This window comes from Arenibacter sp. F26102, from assembly GCF_023015865.1.
In the GTDB taxonomy this organism is placed as follows: domain Bacteria; phylum Bacteroidota; class Bacteroidia; order Flavobacteriales; family Flavobacteriaceae; genus Arenibacter.
The window spans coordinates 299,550-317,007 of the sequence record NZ_JALKBC010000002.1; the positions used below are offsets into that span (position 1 = coordinate 299,550).

The 17,458-nt window shown below is 39.5% G+C and carries 15 protein-coding genes; 8 read left to right on the top strand and 7 right to left on the bottom strand.

What is annotated here, in order from left to right; translation table 11 throughout:
- Window positions 1-16: 16 nt before the first annotated feature.
- Entirely contained in the window at window positions 17-1,039 is a 1,023-nt protein-coding gene (locus MWU78_RS03850; protein ID WP_246995149.1) for a sugar kinase, read from the bottom strand.
- 330 nt (window positions 1,040-1,369) lie between these two features.
- Between MWU78_RS03850 and MWU78_RS03855 the strand changes: the two genes are divergently transcribed.
- The 8 genes from MWU78_RS03855 to MWU78_RS03890 all read left to right on the top strand — a co-directional run bounded on the left by MWU78_RS03855 (window position 1,370) and on the right by MWU78_RS03890 (window position 11,580).
- A complete protein-coding gene (locus MWU78_RS03855; protein WP_246995151.1) occupies window positions 1,370-2,113 on the top strand; it encodes a prolyl oligopeptidase family serine peptidase in 744 nt (247 codons plus the stop codon).
- A 77-nt stretch (window positions 2,114-2,190) separates the two neighbouring features.
- Window positions 2,191-4,302 (top strand): thioredoxin domain-containing protein, encoded by a 2,112-nt coding sequence (locus MWU78_RS03860; protein WP_246995153.1) that lies wholly within the window; start codon window positions 2,191-2,193, stop codon window positions 4,300-4,302.
- Window positions 4,303-4,548: 246 nt separating this feature from the next.
- Window positions 4,549-6,267 carry a GMC family oxidoreductase gene (locus MWU78_RS03865; RefSeq protein ID WP_246995156.1) on the top strand — a complete coding sequence of 573 codons (1,719 nt, stop codon included), beginning with the start codon at window positions 4,549-4,551 and terminating at the stop codon, window positions 6,265-6,267.
- 4 nt (window positions 6,268-6,271) lie between these two features.
- Window positions 6,272-6,979, top strand: a complete 708-nt coding sequence (locus MWU78_RS03870; RefSeq protein ID WP_246995158.1) for a gluconate 2-dehydrogenase subunit 3 family protein — start codon at window positions 6,272-6,274, stop codon at window positions 6,977-6,979.
- Between the two features lie 43 nt (window positions 6,980-7,022).
- Window positions 7,023-7,856 carry a sugar phosphate isomerase/epimerase gene (locus MWU78_RS03875; RefSeq protein WP_246995160.1) on the top strand — a complete coding sequence of 278 codons (834 nt, stop codon included), beginning with the start codon at window positions 7,023-7,025 and terminating at the stop codon, window positions 7,854-7,856.
- Window positions 7,857-8,234: 378 nt separating this feature from the next.
- Window positions 8,235-9,956, top strand: coding sequence for a GMC family oxidoreductase (locus MWU78_RS03880; RefSeq protein WP_246995162.1), 1,722 nt, complete (start codon window positions 8,235-8,237; stop codon window positions 9,954-9,956).
- Window positions 9,957-9,959: 3 nt separating this feature from the next.
- Entirely contained in the window at window positions 9,960-10,679 is a 720-nt protein-coding gene (locus MWU78_RS03885; RefSeq protein WP_246995164.1) for a gluconate 2-dehydrogenase subunit 3 family protein, read from the top strand.
- 154 nt (window positions 10,680-10,833) lie between these two features.
- Window positions 10,834-11,580 carry a M15 family metallopeptidase gene (locus MWU78_RS03890; RefSeq protein WP_246995166.1) on the top strand — a complete coding sequence of 249 codons (747 nt, stop codon included), beginning with the start codon at window positions 10,834-10,836 and terminating at the stop codon, window positions 11,578-11,580.
- 521 nt (window positions 11,581-12,101) lie between these two features.
- Here MWU78_RS03890 and MWU78_RS03895 read toward each other — a convergent pair.
- The 6 genes from MWU78_RS03895 to tsaD form a co-directional block, all read right to left on the bottom strand.
- On the bottom strand, window positions 12,102-13,280 hold the full coding sequence (locus MWU78_RS03895; RefSeq protein WP_246995168.1) for a class I SAM-dependent methyltransferase: 1,179 nt from the start codon (window positions 13,278-13,280) through the stop codon (window positions 12,102-12,104).
- 7 nt (window positions 13,281-13,287) lie between these two features.
- Window positions 13,288-14,376: an AI-2E family transporter gene (locus tag MWU78_RS03900; protein ID WP_246995170.1), complete on the bottom strand. Its 1,089-nt coding sequence runs from the start codon at window positions 14,374-14,376 to the stop codon at window positions 13,288-13,290.
- Window positions 14,377-14,379: 3 nt separating this feature from the next.
- A complete protein-coding gene (locus tag MWU78_RS03905; protein WP_246995172.1) occupies window positions 14,380-15,030 on the bottom strand; it encodes a DUF4159 domain-containing protein in 651 nt (216 codons plus the stop codon).
- A 154-nt stretch (window positions 15,031-15,184) separates the two neighbouring features.
- Window positions 15,185-15,889, bottom strand: coding sequence for a 16S rRNA (uracil(1498)-N(3))-methyltransferase (locus MWU78_RS03910; RefSeq protein ID WP_246995174.1), 705 nt, complete (start codon window positions 15,887-15,889; stop codon window positions 15,185-15,187).
- 16 nt (window positions 15,890-15,905) lie between these two features.
- Window positions 15,906-16,253 (bottom strand): TfoX/Sxy family protein, encoded by a 348-nt coding sequence (locus tag MWU78_RS03915; protein WP_246995177.1) that lies wholly within the window; start codon window positions 16,251-16,253, stop codon window positions 15,906-15,908.
- Window positions 16,254-16,356: 103 nt separating this feature from the next.
- Window positions 16,357-17,382 (bottom strand): tRNA (adenosine(37)-N6)-threonylcarbamoyltransferase complex transferase subunit TsaD, encoded by a 1,026-nt coding sequence (gene tsaD / locus MWU78_RS03920; protein ID WP_246995179.1) that lies wholly within the window; start codon window positions 17,380-17,382, stop codon window positions 16,357-16,359.
- Window positions 17,383-17,458 lie beyond the last annotated feature (76 nt).

Sequence of the window (17,458 nt, forward strand, 5' to 3'; positions counted from 1 at the left end):
ATGAATCTTCTTGTGGTTATCTGCTTACTTTTCCAGAAGATTCCCCTCCTGCCAAAAGCTCTACCTCTTCAAGGCTGGCCAAGTTAAAATCTCCTGTAATGGTGTGTTTTATACAGCAAGCTGCTGCAGCAAAATCGATAGTGTGTTGATTGTCTATTGAATCCTGTAGCAGACCATATATCAATCCTCCCATAAAGGCATCGCCACTACCTACGCGGTCTACCACTGGGGTTACTTCCCTAATTTTTGCGTAATGTATTTGTTTTCCATCATATAGGATTCCTCCAATTTTTTGGTGGGACGCATTTACCGAATAACGGAGTGTAGTGGCTATATAACTTAGATCAGGTGAGTTTTTGTATAAGAGGTCGTATAGTTCGGGCAACGAGTCCATATCTTGATAATCCGGATCTTGCTTTTCCTGACCTGTCATGAAAAATGCAGTATCCAAATCACCTAAAATAACATTGCTGTACTTGAGTAGTTCAGGCATAATATCTTTTGGATCTTTCCCATATTTCCATAATTTGGAGCGATAATTTAAATCGGAGGAAATGGTGATTCCCATTTTATGGGCAGCCTTAACCGCTTCTAAACAAACAGCCGCTGCATTACTGGAAATGGCTGGTGTTACTCCGCTCCAATGAAACCAATCGGCGCCTTTAAAGACAGCTTCCCAATCGATGGTGTTCGTCTCTATTTCCGCTATGGCACTGCTGACCCTGTCATATACTATCTTGCTACCGCGTGTACCTGCACCAGTTTCCAAAAAATAAATGCCCAAACGGTCACCGCCAAACTGTATATTCGTGGTAGCTACGTTGTATTTCCTTATTTCTTGTAGGGCACAATCCCCAATATCGTTCTTTGGCAAGCGCGTAACGAATTCGGTGTTAAAACCATAATTGGCCAGAGATACGGCTACGTTAAATTCTCCGCCTCCATAGGTAGCGTTGAAATTGGTTGCCTGCGAAAAACGAAGGTGTCTTTCAGTTGATAGTCTTAGGAGTATTTCTCCGAAAGTGATTACTTTCTTCATACTAAAATATTTGTTATCCTCGATAAAAGTACCAAAGTAAAACTGAAAACTCTAATAGAAAACACTTTTTGACTTTTATAACTATTATTCTGTTTTTTGTTTAACGAATGATCCAGAATGTTAAATAAACGTATATACACAGTATTTTGAATAAAATAGCATCAATTTGCAGATTTCCAAAGAATTTGGAACGGTGTATGATAATCACAATAATTCCTTTGGAATATTATTTAAAATAACATGCAATGTGGGCGTAATAAAAAGTTGATGCCTCCTATATGTTTTTTAGTAAATTCCATTTGGCCTAGAACGAAGAACAAATTTTATTAGATGAAACCAAAAGTATTAATTTTTTGTTGCCTATTTATTTTTGAGGGTTGCGCCTCCCAATCTTCTCCAGAATTAGTACATTCCGAGATGGAGGTTGCTACTTCGGAAACACTGCGGTACTATCTATATTACCCTGAAAATTATGAGTTAAATGCGGACGAGAAGTTTCCTATATTGCTTTTTTTGCATGGTGGAGGTGAATCTGGAGGAAAATTAAAATCCGTTAAGCGCAATGGTCCCCCCAAACTAATTGCCCATGGCAAAAAATTTCCTTTTTTAATTCTGGCTCCCCAGAATCCCAACGAAAAAATGTGGTGGAACACCAGAGCGGTTAATAAACTCTTGGATACCATTATTGCCCAAAACAAAGTGGACGAAAATAGAATATACCTTACCGGGCTCAGTAGGGGTGGTGGGGCAGCTTGGGAAATGGCCGTTCAATATCCGGATAAATTTGCCGCATTAGCCGTAGTTTGTGGAATGACACCAGTACCCTATGCATCATGGATAAATAAAAATATGCCTATTAGGGTCTTTCACGGCGATCAGGATAAATCGATCCCAATATCGGAATCTGTAGAAATGGTAGCCAAATTAAAGGAAATGGGTTATGATGTGAATTTCACAATTTATAAGGGTGTTGGTCACAACGCGTGGGACAAGGCCTATGAAAGTGATGAACTTTATGAATGGTTTGTAAAGCAAAATAAAGCTGAATTTGTCCAGAAATTAACAATCAAATAGCGGTAGAACTTTATCTGATTCTACAATAATTGAAATCAATTGTTGTATTTTTCAAAACTAAACGATATTTAGTTTTTATGATGCGAAGTTATAACCTTAGGTTTTATTTTGTTAATCTATTTTTTGTGATGACAATGATCATATTTTCCTGTTCCGATATAAAAGGTCAGAAAAAAGACCATAAGTTCACCAATGACCTTATTCATGAAACCAGCCCCTATTTATTACAACACGCCCATAACCCTGTAAATTGGAGGCCATGGAGTCCAAAGGCTCTGGAAGATGCTAAAAAGGAAGATAAGTTGGTATTGGTTAGTGTGGGGTATTCTTCGTGTCATTGGTGTCACGTTATGGAAGAAGAAACTTTTGAAGATGAGGAAGTGGCCAAGTTGATGAACGAAAACTTTATCAGCATAAAAGTGGATAGGGAAGAAAGACCGGATGTGGATCATGTATATATGACTGCATTACAACTTATTAATGGCAACGGTGGATGGCCTTTGAATGTAATTACGCTGCCTAACGGAAAGCCCATTTATGGAGGCACCTACCATACCAAAGAACAATGGAGCAAGGTTTTGGCAGAGGTTAGTAAGTTATATAAGGATGACCCAAAAAAAGCCAATGAATATGCCGATATGGTGGCTCAGGGGATACAGGAAGTAAATCTAATAGAGCCTGTTTCCGATCTTGGAATGTTAACCCCGGATGTTTTAAAGAAAAGCGTCGAAAATTGGAAGGATAATTGGGATCTGAAATGGGGCGGAAATAAAGGGTCGCAAAAATTTATGATTCCCGTTAATTTGGATTTTTTGTTGGATTATGCTGTTCTTACGGATGATGAGTCGGCCAAAAGCTTTGTTAAGACCACACTGGACAGAATGGCCTGGGGAGGGGTCTACGATCATATAGCCGGGGGATTTTATAGGTATAGCACCGATGCACAATGGAAGGTGCCACATTTCGAGAAAATGTTATATGATAATGCCCAGTTAATTAGCCTTTATTCCAAGGCTTACAAGGTATTTAATGAGCCGCTGTATAAAAAGGTCGTGGAGGAGACCATTTCTTTTTTGAATAGGGAAATGAAAAACCCGGATGGGGGTTATTATGCTGCTATCGATGCTGATAGTGAAGGTGAGGAAGGTAAATTTTATGTTTGGAAAGAAGAGGAACTAAAGTCTATTCTAGGTTCGGATTTTGAATTGTTTGCCAAATATTTCAATATAAAGCGTTCCAATATTTGGGAAAATGATGCCTATGTTCTTTCCAGGACCACAGGCGATGCGGAATTTATTAAGGAAAATAATATTTCTACCGAAGATTGGGAAGCCTACCTAGGCCGATGGCAAAAAAAATTATTAACCGAAAGAAATAAAAGAATTCGCCCCAATACCGATGATAAGATCATTACCTCCTGGAATGCCCTGTTAATTACGGGCCTAGTTGATGCCTATAATGCTTTTGGGGAAATTACTTATTTGGATAAAGCGGAGGATGTGTTTCGTTTTATAGAGAAAAATAGTCTGGACAAAAATCAGTTGGTACATACCTTCAAAAAGGGGAGTAAAAAGAGTGATGGATTTTTGGAAGATTATTCCTTTTTGGCCAATGCCAGTTTAAAATTGTACGGTTCAACAATGGATTCGACTTATTTGGATTTTGCTAAAAACATGAATCAAATAGCAAAAACCAAATTTGCAGATGAGAATTCGGGCATGTACAGTTTTAACTCCAGTAACGAACTAATTGCGAAAATAATTAAGACCGATGACGGGGTATTGCCCTCGCCCAATGCTGTTATGGCCGAGAATTTGCTTCTTTTAGGGCATATAGATTACAACAAGGAAGCCACGCTTAAGGCCCGGACAATGCTTTCGTCCATGATTCCCGTTTTGGAGGAAAATGCCTATAACTATTCCAAATGGAATTCCTTGTTGCTCAAATCAGCATTGCCCTTTTATGAAATTGCGGTTGTAGGCGATGATGCCAAGCAGTTATTGGCCGAATTACAGCAGTACAATTTACCAAATACCCTAATTGTAGGTAGTAATAAAAGTAGCGAGTTGCCTTTGTTCAAAGGACGTTATGCTGATGATGGGACTTTTATTTATGTTTGTCAGGACCACACCTGTAAATTACCGGTGGCCACTACCCAGGAAGCTCTGGAGCAATTGAAAAATTTCTAGGAAGCAGATTGTTTTTATAAATAATGGCCAGGGCGATTTGTTTTTTGAAACCTAATCGCGTATTTTTAATGGGTCCGGGACAATTTAAGGAAGGGTATTTGCCCTGCTTGTTTTCTTTATTTATTTTTTGCCGATAATCACTGGTTTTGTGTCAAATTACATGTGTTTTGAGGTTGTTCGGATAAAAAATTTTAAATTAAACTCCTTTTAAACTTATATTGAACCTCTAAATTAATTCTTCGAAGTATGCAGATAAAAGAATCTTCAACTATTTATGATGTAATCATAGTTGGGTCGGGTGCCGGTGGAGGTATGGCTACAAAAGTATTGTCCGAGGCCGGACTAAAAGTGGCCGTGGTGGAAGCGGGTCCATTTTTTGATCCTAAAAACCCTGAACAAATCACACAATTAAAATGGCCGTATGAATCACCGCGTAGAGGTGCCAGTACAACAAGGGCATTTGGAGAATTTGATGCAGCATATGGTGGTTGGGAAATTGATGGGGAACCATATACCCAAAAAAATGGATCGAAATTTTCGTGGTTTCGGTCTCGAATGTTGGGGGGTAGAACAAATCACTGGGGACGTATTTCCTTGCGTTTTAGTCAACGTGATTTTAAACACAAAGATATTGATGGTCTTGGAGAAAACTGGCCCATTGGTTATGAAGATGTGAAACCATATTATGATAAGGTAGACAAGTTAATTGGTGTTTTTGGGTCTAAGGAAGGTTTGGAAAATGAGCCGGATGGGTTTTTCCTTCCTGCGCCAAAACCGAGATTGCATGAACTGTATTATATAGATGGAGCCAAGAAATCCAATATTCCGGTCATCCCATCAAGGATGTCCATGGTGACAAAAAAGATTAACAACGATCGAGGGGTCTGTTTTTATTGCGGACAATGTGGTAGGTCTTGTCAAATATATGCCGATTTCTCATCAGGAAGTTGTTTAATCTTCCCTGCGCAAAAGAATGGAGGTCAAATAGACCTTTTTGTGAACGCCATGGTACGCGAGGTAACTACCAATGAAGAAGGAAAGGCCACGGGGGTACTTTATATTAATAAGGAGGATCGTAAGGAATATGGTCTAAAGGGGAAAATTGTTGTCCTGGCTGCATCGGCCTGTAGTACCGCAAGAATCCTATTGAATTCTAAAAGTAAGCAACATCCGGCCGGACTGGGCAACAGTAGTGGAGTTGTTGGAAAGTATCTGCACGATTCCACTGGAGGAGGAATGACAGGATTTGTACCTGACTTAATGAACAGAAAGACATATAACGAAGATGGTGTAGGCGGTATGCACGTGTACACACCTTGGTGGTTGGACAATAAAAAACTGGATTTCGCCAGAGGTTATCATATAGAAATATGGGGCGGTTTGGGGATGCCAAGCTACGGGTTTGGATTTAATCCAAATGCGCTGAATGAGTTTTTAGGTGAAAAAGTTGGGGGTTATGGCAATGTCCTTAGAGAGGATGTAAAGAAATATTACGGGGCAATGATCGGTTTTGCCGGACGTGGGGAATCTATTGCCTTGGAAAGTAACTATTGTGAAATTGACCCAGGAAAGGTTGACGAATTTGGTATTCCAGTATTGCGCTTTAATTATCAGTGGTCCGATCACGAACGTCTACAAGCCAGGCATATGCAGCAAACCTTTGAGGAAATAATTGACAATATGGGTGGACAGGTCATAGGCAAAGCGGCAGGAAAAGATAGTGATTATGGTTTGCTTAACCCTGGAGAAATTATCCATGAGGTAGGTACTACGAGGATGGGGGATAATCCTAGAACATCTGTAGTTAATAAATGGGAACAAATGCACGATGTGGATAATGTTTTTATTGTTGATGCGGGTCCCTTTGTCTCCCAAGCGGATAAGAACCCTACCTGGACCATCTTGGCCTTGGCTTGGAGAACATCAGATTACATAGTTGAGCAATTGAAAAAACAAAATATCTAGTATTATGGATAGAAGAAAAAGTATAAAGTCCATTATTCTTGGTGGTGTAGCTGGCGGATTGGCAATAAATGGATGCAAGCCTGGTACAGAAGGAGAGGCTGAAGCTGCCGATGCTTTGGTACAGGATGAAAAACATTTTGGGCGTACCCCGGAAGAAAAGGAATTGCTGCAAGAGCTGTATGCGGAACAGTTTTTTAATGAACATCAATTGGAGACCTTGGGAGTGTTGTGCGCTTTAATAATACCGGCCAGCGGCACATATGGCAGTGCAACGGATGCTGGAGTGCCAGATTTTATAGAGTTCATGGCAAAGGATATTCCTGAATACCAAACTCCTCTTGCAGGGGGGCTTATGTGGTTGGACCATAAAAGCAATAAGGAATATGGTGTGGAATTTAAAACTGCGGCTGAAGCCCAACAAAAGGAAATTTTGGATGCCATAGCATTTCCGGATAAGGAGAATCCATCCTATGAGGAGGAATTCTTTTCCCTAATCCGTAATTTGACTGTTACAGGCTATTATACCTCCAAGGAGGGCATTGAGGATTTAGGTTATAAAGGTAATTCGCCCAATGTTTGGGACGGTGTGCCGGAAGATGTTTTGGCAAAGCATGGAAAATCCTATGACCCTGAATGGTTGGCCAAATGCGTGGACCAAAGTAAGCGTAACGAAATGGCGGAATGGGACGACGAAGGTAATTTGTTGACCTAGAAGCTACTAAGTGTTGTATGGAATAAATGTAATTATAAATAACATGAAGAAATTACAGGTTCTATGGCTTTTATTAATAGGCATATTTTTTTTCGGAACTACAAATGTAATAGCCCAAGAAGTTGGATTGCAGTTATACAGTCTTAGAAATCAATTTAAGGAAGATGTTCCAAGTACCTTAAAATTGATAAATGACTGGGGTATTACTGTTTTGGAAGGAGGAGATACCTATGGGATGCCAGAGGAGAAGTTTAAAGGCTTGCTTGCCAAAAATAATTTGAAGGTGGTCAGCATTGGAGCTGGCTTCGAAGATTTGGCAAATACCCCGGAAGAGGTTGTAAAAAAAGCCAAAAGTTATGGTGCTACCTACGTAATGTGCGCGTGGATACCACACGATGGAAATAATTTTGGTATAGAAGATACCAAAAAGGCAGTTGAGGTCTTTAATAAAGCGGGAAAGCTTTTAAGGAAAAATGGATTAAAATTGGCCTATCATGCACATGGGTTTGAGTTTAGGCCATATGAAGATGGTACCTTGTTCGATTATATGGCGGAGAATGCCGATTATTTCGATTTTGAAATGGACGTGTATTGGGTACATCACGCAGGTGTCGATCCACTTAAACTACTTAAAAAGTATCCTTCCAAATTTATTTTAATGCATTTAAAGGACATGGAAAAAGGAACAAAGAAAGATAATACCGGCCATGCCGATGTGGAAACAAATGTGGTTTTGGGAACTGGGGAAGTAGATATAGCAGGAGTTGTAGCGGAGGCCAAGAAGTTGGGCATCAAGTATATGTTCATTGAGGACGAATGTTCCCGGGTTGTTGCACAGGTACCAAAGAGTTTAGAGTATTTAAAGGGGTTAAAATAATTTCCTACCCATTCCCAATATTATTGATATTAATTCAAAGGCCTCTCTATAGGGGCTTTTTTATTTGGTGAAGGTAAGTAGATAGGCTATTTGCATTTTACGGGAATAAAATCTGTGGAAGCCGGGCTGTAGATTGTAATGGCTAAATGCCATAAAGCTTGTTAAAAATAATTTTGTTATTCCTTAGGTTTGAAAGTAAAGGAATTGGATCCTAAATTATAAGGATTGTATTAAAGGAATTGCCTCTTTTAATAATATATTATCAATTATCAATGGTTTTATATCAAATTACATGAATTTTGAGGTTGTTTGGTTAAAAAATTCTAATTTGATTCCGTTTTCAACTTATATTGAAGTTCAATATTAATTTAATCTAATATGCAGATAAAAGAATCCTCAGAAATTTATGATGTAATAATTGTCGGCTCGGGTGCAGGTGGTGGAATGGCCACTAAGCAGTTGGCCGATGCCGGCCTCAATGTTGCGGTTGTCGAGGCTGGACCATTTTTTGATCCGGCAGACCCCAAAACCATGAATCAATTAAAATGGAATTACGAATCTCCTAGAAGGGGAGCCGGTACTACTAGGGCCTTTGGCGAATTTGATGCCGCTTATGGCGGTTGGGAGATAGAAGGAGAGCCTTATACCCGTGAACCTGGTACCGAATTTGACTGGTTTCGATCACATATGTTAGGGGGGCGTACAAACCACTGGGGGCGAATTTCTCTGCGTTTTGGACCAAAGGATTTTAAAGGGAAGACCAGGGACGGTCATGGTGAGGACTGGCCTATAGGTTATGATGATGTTAAACCGTATTATGATAAGGTAGATAAATTAATTGGGGTATTTGGCACCAATGAAGGACTGGAAAACGATCCAGATGGATTTTTCCTTCCTCCTCCAAAACCGAGATTACATGAGATTTTCTATATAAATGGGGCTAAAAAGGCGGGAATACCTACTATTCCAGGTAGACTCTCCATGCTTACCAAAAGAATTAATGCGGACCGTGGCGTGTGTTTCTACTGCGGACAATGTTCACGTTCCTGTTCTGTTTATGCCGATTTCTCATCGGGAAGTTGTCTTATATTTCCAGCGCAAAAAAGCGGTGGCCGTATTAAATTATTCGTCAATTGTGTAGTGCGGGAAGTGACCACCAACGAAGAGGGCAAGGCAACAGGCGTGTCTTACATTAGTAAGGATGATAGAAAAGAGTATAAATTAAAAGGCAAGGTTGTGGTTTTGGCAGCTTCAGCCTGTAGTTCCGCCCGTATTCTCTTGAATTCAAAAAGTAAACAGCATCCTAACGGATTAGGAAATAGTAGTGATGTTGTAGGTAAGTACCTGCACGATTCTACCGGGGCCAGTAGAGCTGCTTTTGTACCGTCATTGATGAACAGAAAAGTATCCTATAATGAAGATGGGGTGGGCAGTAACCATGTGTACTCTCCATGGTGGGGAGATAATTCCAAGTTGGATTTTCCTAGGGGATATCATATCGAAGTCGGCGGAGGCATGAAGATGCCTGGCTATGGTTTTAGTTTTAATCCCAATGAGTTCAATAAGTTCTTTGGGATCAAAGTAGGGGGTTATGGAGATAGCTTACGGGACGATGTGAAAAAATATTACGGGTCCGTACTGGGTATTGCCGGAAGGGGCGAAGGTATTGCCCGTAAGGAAAACTATTGTGAAATAGACCCTACTACAGTGGATCAATTTGGTATTCCCGTATTGAAGTTTAATTACAAATGGTCCCAATTCGAGAAAAATCAGGCCAAGCACATGCAGGACACCTTTGAGGAGATCTTCCATAATATAGGGGCAGAGCCATTAGGAGAAAAGCCGGGAAAAGATCGTGATTATGGGCTAGAGGCTCCTGGTCGTATTATCCACGAAGTGGGTACTACAAGAATGGGCAATGATCCCAAAACATCGGTTACCAATAAATTCAATCAGTTGCACGATGTGGACAATGTATTTATAGTGGATGCGGGACCTTTTACCTCCCAAGCGGATAAGAATTGTACTTGGACCATTTTGGCATTATCTTGGCGCGCCAGTGATTATATTATTGAACAATTAAAACAGCAAAATATCTAGACCATGGATAGAAGAAAGAGTATACAAACAATAATTCTTGGTGCGGGCGCATCCGCCTTGGCCTTTCATGGTTGTAAGACCGATGGAACTGATACGGCAAACGAAGCCGTTGCCGCAGCTGAAAACACGCATTATTTTGGTCGTACCCCGGAGGAGTTGGAGCTTATAGAAAAATTAAATGCAGAACAGCTATTTACGGAACATGAAATGGAGACCATAGCGGTATTGAGTACCGTAATACTCCCTCCTAGGGAACCTAATGGAGGGCCCATTGAGGCAGAGGTCCCAGAATTTATAGAATTTATGGGCAAGGATATCCCGGAGCTGCAGCTAACGTTAAAAGGGGGGCTAATGTGGTTGGACCATAAGAGCAATTCCGATTTCGGAACCGAATTTAAGTTGATTTCCTTAGATCAACAAAAGCAAATATTGGATACCATATGTTACCATGATCCTGATAAATCGTTGGACGAGCAACCACTTGAAATACAATTTTTCTATTTGATGCGTGGATTGACGGTTTCCGGTTATTATTCTTCCAAAGTGGGAGTGGCCGAACTCGGCTATAAGGGAAATTCACCTAACGTATGGGATGGTGTTCCGGAGGACGTGTTAAATCAGCATGGTGTGGCCTACGATCCCGAATGGATCGCTAAATGTATAGATCATAGTACCAGAAACGAAATTGCTACCTGGGACGATAAGGGTAACCTTCTGACCTAGGTCCATTAGAATTGGGAGTAGGGAAGGATCAGTAGTTATTGTAAATCCTATTAAATATATAAAAAGCCCCTGTTTCGGGGCTTTTTTGTTTATTTGCTGTGGGGAGGCATATGTAACCTGGGAATAAAAAGAATTACAATTGGTACTGGAAAATATGAATTACAAGTGGACAGCATTTACTGGAATGGCCATTTTGGCCATGGCGCTTATTTTGGGGTGTAAGGAAGTAGCGGTAGACAAGATTATTGAGAATGATGTTGAAACGGAATTGAAGGTGGTGGATTCACTAATAATGGATATCAGGAAAAAAGAGGTAGTGCCAAAAATCAAACTAAAATCTTTGGAAGGACTAGCCGATACCCTGTTTGTTAGGCTAGCCGATTACAGTGATGATTTTGTGTACGACCTTCGATATGCCACAGAAAATAATTTTTTAAAGGCCAAGGTCTATGATTGTGCGGAATGTTACACTAGGGTTAAAACGGCCAGAGCACTGCTTTTGGCCAATAAGGAATTCATGGACAAAGGATTTAAAATAAAGTTTTTCGACTGTTATCGTCCCAATGATGTACAATATAAAATGTGGGCCATAGTTCCCAATCCGCAGTATGTAGCCAATCCTGTTAAGGGGTCCATACATAACAAGGGTGGCGCGGTGGATATTACTTTGGTAACCTTGGACGGGAAGGAATTGGATATGGGGACCGATTTTGATTTTTTTGGTAAAAGGGCTTATCATGATAACTTGGACCTGCCGAAAATTATCTTAAACAATAGGTTGATGTTGAAGGAAACTATGGAAAAATATGGTTTTTGGTCCATTAGAACGGAATGGTGGCATTACAATCTGGGTACCGCGTCAAATGATAAGGTGGCCAACTTTAAATGGGATTGCGATTGAAGGTGTTTCAAAGATTTTGTGCATTTCATGTCCTTGGTATATGCGGGAGGTTTGAGGTGTGCATGCAAACCTTGTAATTTCGCTTAATACTTAATTAGGCTTCCGATTCCTTCCGTCTTTTCGGCTACTAGCTGAGTATCCACCTTCCCTTGGCCAAGGGAAGGTGCTGAAAATTATTATTGAAGAAATACCAAAAATTGCACCTTCCCCTTATTAGGCCTGTCCCGCGTTTTCCGCGGGAGGACAAGGTGGCTTCGATAAAGGAGAAGTCGGAACAGGTTAGAAACGCAGGCCTTTCCATTGATCGGAATAGCTTCGTCGCAAAAGCTTCCGTTGATGTTGTTATTTCATATCCAAATTTGCATAATTTTTAAAAAATGTAGGTTTTGAAATGACTGGGGCAGTCACTCGGGCATAGTGAAGAATGAGCTCCCGATAACCTTCCCGAGAGAGTCGCACAAATATGGCTAGAGATATATTCGGTCAATTCACGGTTAATTTGAATGCAATGCGTAGGAACCCTATGCTTTGTGACAATGCACAACAATTTTTTCACCTTCGGAATTGGTGGTGAAAAACAGATAGGCTTCCCCGCCGTCCTTTATTTTGTACTTTTTTCGTATTTCGGCTACGCTCATTGGAAAATTACGCACCGTAATATTGGCTTTGTGTAAATTTAGTTTTTGGATTTCTTTTTTGTTGAAGGGGATGGTTTTTAATATTTTAAATGTCCGTCCAGGAAATGCCAATAGTTGGCTATTTGTGTATAAATGTGAGTGATCGTGTAGCTTGTACAGATCAAATTTCCTTCCAACGGTTTTAAAAGCGCCTGACTTTAAGATGGCAGAATTGGGTTCGTATAAGTATTCTTGTGGGTCGGAGTAGTTGGAGGACGCTAATTTTTCATCATCAAGGGAAAAGCTGAACTTTTCCACTGCCGAGCCATTTAGGTTTGCCGTTTTTACCAAAACTTCATTTTTATAGTCTCGTTCCAATATCCATAGTATTTCCTTTACTTCATTTTTAACCGCAACAATATGTATTTCTTTAACAGAGCCCAACTCCTTTAGACCAGCCGATATATCTAATAGAGGGGAGGTTTTTATCATAATTTTTTTTGCCCTCCCAAGAATGGCCTCTAGGTTATTGGGTACATTTGGAAGGCAATCGGATAATAGAAAAACCTTTCCCTTGGCATCATGTCGACGAGAGGGATCTATAAATATCCAATCGAAAGCAAGGTCTGAATTCTTTAAAAAATCTATTCCGTCCACCGCATGGGTATGGATGTTGGTCCGGCCCAAAACCTTAAAATTATATTCGGCTATTTCAGATAGGTCCCTGTTCATTTCACAATGATGCACCTGTTCCATACAAAGGCTAAAAAAATAACTGTCCACCCCAAAGCCGCCTGTCATATCCAAAAGCGACCTGCCACTAAGCAAACCTGTTTTATATTGGGCGGTGGATTCGGAAGAGGTCTGTTCTATATTTAGTTTGTTGGGGTAATAAATATTTGGGGTGCCAAACCAAGTGGGTAGTTTATCCTTGCATTTAATCTTAGCTTCAATTTGTTCTGCAATTTCCTTATTGGTCACACCCTTGAAATTCAAAGGTTTCAATAAAATGGATATAAGGTCCGTTCTTAAATTTTGACTTATAAAATCTTGAATTTCAGATGTTGGAATATTTTGATTCAAGGTGAACTTATAAATTTTTTGTAATGGATTTTACAATTTTATTCTCGGCGAAAAATTCCTTTAAAATTACCTTTACAGCCGTATATCCTGGTACTGCAATGATCATACCTGTAACTCCTAGGAGCAATCCCCCAATAATAATGATCAGAAAAATTTCCAAAGGGTGCGACTTTACACTGCTTGAGAAAATAAAGGGTTGGGAAAAAAAATTGTCTACCAATTGGCCAACGATAAATCCTATCATTACATAGCCAGTTTTTGGTAAAATCACCGTACTAAAATCTGCGCCTACATTGCTGGTCATGGTTAATACGGCCATCAATATTCCCCCAATTATAGGGCCTATATAAGGAATAAGGTTTAGAAGGGCGCAAAGGAAGGCGATCACTATGGCGTTTTCTATCCCAAAAACGAATAGTACTATGGAATAAATTACAAACAAGATCAGGATTTGAAACACAAGACCAACAAAATATCGGGAAAGCAAATTTTTGATTGTTTCCATAGAATGTTGAAATCTATTTTCTTTGTTATCAGGGATTAGGGTGAGTATGGATTCCTCAAAAAGCTTGCTGTCCTTTAAAAAGAAGAAGGCAATAAAGAGTACAGAAAACAGTCCTACGCTAAAACTCCCCAATATCCCGATTATGGAGTTCAGGAAATCTGGAAGTATCCCAAAGTTAAGGTTAGAAAACAAATGAGAATCTTTAATTCCTTGTTCCAAATCTTCTGATCTAACACCAAAATATTCCAAAAGCTGTCGGTACAAATCCTCTAAATTTAACTGTAAAGCATCTATGTTGAGCAAGGATAAGTTTTGTCCCTGTTGAATTAATAATGGGACAAATAAGGCAATGACCCCAGCAACAATACCAACAAGGAATACCATCGTAATAATAACAGCTATGGTGTTATTGAATTTTAACTTCTGACGAAAAAATAAAACAATGGGCCGTCCTATTAAGCTGGCCACTGCCGCTATGGCAATGTATATTAATACAGCGCTAATTTTCTGCATGAAAATCAAAAGAATTAAAATCGCTACAACAATTCCAAGAGCCCTTAAAATACCTTCGGCAATAGTCTTTGATGTCATATTTTAACTTTTAAAAACGTAGGAGATTATATTAGCTCCCATTTGCAAAGCCTTTAAACGTACCTCTTTAGGGTCGTTATGCACTTCGGGGTCTTCCCATCCGTCACCAAGATCGCTTTCAAATGTAAAAAGTAGAATGAGGCGGTTTTGATGGAAGATTCCAAACGCTTGGGGCCGTTTGCCATCGTGTTCATGTATCTTGGGCAATCCTTTGGGAAATTGGAATTGCTGCCCAAATATAGGGTGGTCGGCACCTAGTTCAGTAAGCTCCTTGTCTGGAAATACTTTGGCCAGTTCTTTGCGTAGGTAAGGTTCCATTCCATAGTTGTCATCTATATGCAAAAAACCTCCTGCTAATAAATAGGTTCTTAGGTTTTCTGCTTCCTCCTGAGAGAAAAATATGTTTCCATGTCCCGTCATATGTAAAAAGGGATATTGAAATATATTTGGGCTTCCTACTTCTACCGTTTGCGGTTTGGGATCAATAGTAGTCCTTAATTGTTGGTTACAGAATTTTATAAGATTGGGAAGTGCGGTAGGATTGGCATACCAATCACCGCCACCTCCGTATTTTAAAATAGCAATTTCTTGGGCATGTAAAGTTGTAGCCACATAAAAATTGAAAATAAAAAGGATTGAAACCAACTGCTTCATGTAATCGCGGAAAATTATAGTAATCAAATTTAAGAATATTAACGAGTTAAAAAAGTATAAGGCTGGGTATGTCAAATTAGGTGTGCTCACAAATAGTATTATTGGACCCTTATAGATTTAATATGTATTCTTAAAAAATAAGCTATAACGCATTTTACAAATTAATGATAGCCATGGCGGTGCAGGCTACAATGGCGGCGGTTTCTGTGCGCAACCTGGTGTTACCCAGGGCAACAGCCTGAAATCCGTTTTCTAGGGCCAATAGTATCTCTTCAGGAGAGAAATCCCCTTCTGGGCCAATTAAAATTGTGGTATTTTTTTTGGTGGCGGCAATATGGGATAATTCCTTTTTTTTATCTTCCTCGCAATGGGCTATGTAGAGCTCCCCATTTTTTGGTTGGGAAATGAACTCCTTTAAGGGGATGGCTGCATTTAATTTTGGCAGGTAAGCCTGTAAGGATTGTTTCATAGCCGATTGAATTACCTTTTCCATACGGTCCATTTTAATTATTTTTCTTTCGGAATGGTCGCAAATAACGGGTGTGATTTCATGAACACCTATCTCTGTGGCTTTTTCCAAAAACCATTCGAAACGATCGTTCAGTTTGGTAGGTGCCACCACCATATGAAGTTGATATGGTTTTGGCAGTATTTGGGTTTTGGAAATAATTTTAGCAGTACATTTTTTATGGTCTGGGATCAGTATTTCTGCCTCAAAAATAATGCCCTGACCATTTGTGATCCGTAAGATGTCACCGGATTTTTTTCGCAGTACCTTGGATATATGCCTGCTTTCGTCAGTTGGAAAAATAAATTGGTCCGTGTTGATTTCTAATTCGGGATGGTAGAAAAGTTGCATGCGCTAGTGGTGAAATTTACAGTTCGTTTAATTTTTGTTTGGCGTGTTCCAGTCCTAATTCAATATAATTTAATAACTGTTCCTCTGTGGTAATTCCCTCTTTTGAAACATAAATAAATTCTTTCATGGGGCGTTTTGTGAAATCCATGGGTCTCACGTGTTCGGATTTTAGAGTTCTCTCCATTTTGGGGGTAATAACCCTTACCATAAGGTCGTTCTTTACGATTCCTACGGTCATTTTTCCACTATATAAAAAGGCAAGACCGCCAAACATTTTCATTTCGGAAATGTTCGATCGGACAGATATTGATTGGATTTCAAAATTAGCCCTAATCCGTTTAGCCAATTGTTCGTTGTATGCCATAATATTTTAAAGTTACAAGATACGAAATCTAAAAAAATGATTGACGACCAATAAATGGGGAGCAAGTTTAAAGTAAGCCTTGAGCCTTGAACTTTTTACCCTGTTAATTGATTACATATCTCGCCTTGGCGGTAACACTTTGATCCACAAAGTTTAATTCCTTGTATTTTAAATATCCAACTATACCGATCATGGCTGCATTATCCGTACAATATTCAAATTTGGGGATATAGGTTGTCCATCCCCATTTTTCCTCTCCTTTTTTTAGGGCCTGTCTTATGCCTGAATTAGCCGAAACTCCGCCACCTATGGCTATTTGTTTTATACCTGTTTGCTTTACTGCCTTTTTTAATTTATCGATTAAAATATTGATAATGGTATATTGGATTGAGGCACATATGTCGTTCAGATTTTCGGAAATAAAGTTGGGATTATTTTTTGTTTCGCGCTGAATAAAGTAGAGTATACTAGTTTTTAATCCACTAAAACTAAAGTTGAGTCCGTCCACTTTAGGTTTGGGAAAGGGAAATGCCTTAGGATTGCCCAATTGTGCATATTTGTCCACCAATGGCCCCCCGGGATAGGGCAGTCCCAATATTTTTGCACTTTTGTCATAAGCTTCCCCGACAGCATCATCTAATGATTCTCCCAAAATTTCCATATCAAAATGATCCTTCACCAGTACAATCTGCGTATGTCCTCCACTAATGGTCATTGCCAAAAAGGGGAAGGAAGGTATTTTATAATTTTCTTCTTCAATAAAGTGCGATAAAATATGGGCTTGCATATGGTTTACCTCTATTAACGGAATGTCCAATCCCAGTGACAGGGATTTGGCAAAGGAGGTTCCAACCAATAAAGAACCCATAAGTCCTGGTCCACGTGTAAAAGCTATGGCTGATAACTGTTTTTTATCGATATTTGCTTTGGCTAACGCTTGGTGTACGACAGGGACAATATTTTGTTGGTGTGCCCTTGAGGCAAGTTCGGGTACAACCCCGCCATATTCCTCATGTATTTTTTGCGTGGCCACAACATTGCTAAGCGTCTTATTGTTGCATAAAACCGCAGCAGAAGTGTCATCACAGGAGGACTCAATGGCAAGAATATAAATAGTTTTATTTTCCACGTTGTTTGGAATAAAATTTGAATGTACAAAGGTAAAACATAAAGCCCTATCAAAAAATTAAGAAAAATTCTAGTCA

What these genes read in the sequence shown, in the direction of transcription:
- MWU78_RS03850 (WP_246995149.1), bottom strand. Translation starts at nt 1,039, where the DNA reads ATGAAGAAAGTAATCACTTTCGGAGAAATACTCCTAAGACTATCAACT.
- MWU78_RS03905 (WP_246995172.1), bottom strand. Translation starts at nt 15,030, where the DNA reads ATGAAGCAGTTGGTTTCAATCCTTTTTATTTTCAATTTTTATGTGGCT.
- MWU78_RS03915 (WP_246995177.1), bottom strand. Translation starts at nt 16,253, where the DNA reads ATGGCATACAACGAACAATTGGCTAAACGGATTAGGGCTAATTTTGAA.
- MWU78_RS03875 (WP_246995160.1), top strand. Translation starts at nt 7,023, where the DNA reads ATGAAGAAATTACAGGTTCTATGGCTTTTATTAATAGGCATATTTTTT.
- MWU78_RS03870 (WP_246995158.1), top strand. Translation starts at nt 6,272, where the DNA reads ATGGATAGAAGAAAAAGTATAAAGTCCATTATTCTTGGTGGTGTAGCT.
- MWU78_RS03860 (WP_246995153.1), top strand. Translation starts at nt 2,191, where the DNA reads ATGATGCGAAGTTATAACCTTAGGTTTTATTTTGTTAATCTATTTTTT.
- MWU78_RS03900 (WP_246995170.1), bottom strand. Translation starts at nt 14,376, where the DNA reads ATGACATCAAAGACTATTGCCGAAGGTATTTTAAGGGCTCTTGGAATT.
- MWU78_RS03880 (WP_246995162.1), top strand. Translation starts at nt 8,235, where the DNA reads ATGCAGATAAAAGAATCCTCAGAAATTTATGATGTAATAATTGTCGGC.
- MWU78_RS03865 (WP_246995156.1), top strand. Translation starts at nt 4,549, where the DNA reads ATGCAGATAAAAGAATCTTCAACTATTTATGATGTAATCATAGTTGGG.
- MWU78_RS03855 (WP_246995151.1), top strand. Translation starts at nt 1,370, where the DNA reads ATGAAACCAAAAGTATTAATTTTTTGTTGCCTATTTATTTTTGAGGGT.
- MWU78_RS03885 (WP_246995164.1), top strand. Translation starts at nt 9,960, where the DNA reads ATGGATAGAAGAAAGAGTATACAAACAATAATTCTTGGTGCGGGCGCA.
- MWU78_RS03910 (WP_246995174.1), bottom strand. Translation starts at nt 15,889, where the DNA reads ATGCAACTTTTCTACCATCCCGAATTAGAAATCAACACGGACCAATTT.
- MWU78_RS03890 (WP_246995166.1), top strand. Translation starts at nt 10,834, where the DNA reads ATGAATTACAAGTGGACAGCATTTACTGGAATGGCCATTTTGGCCATG.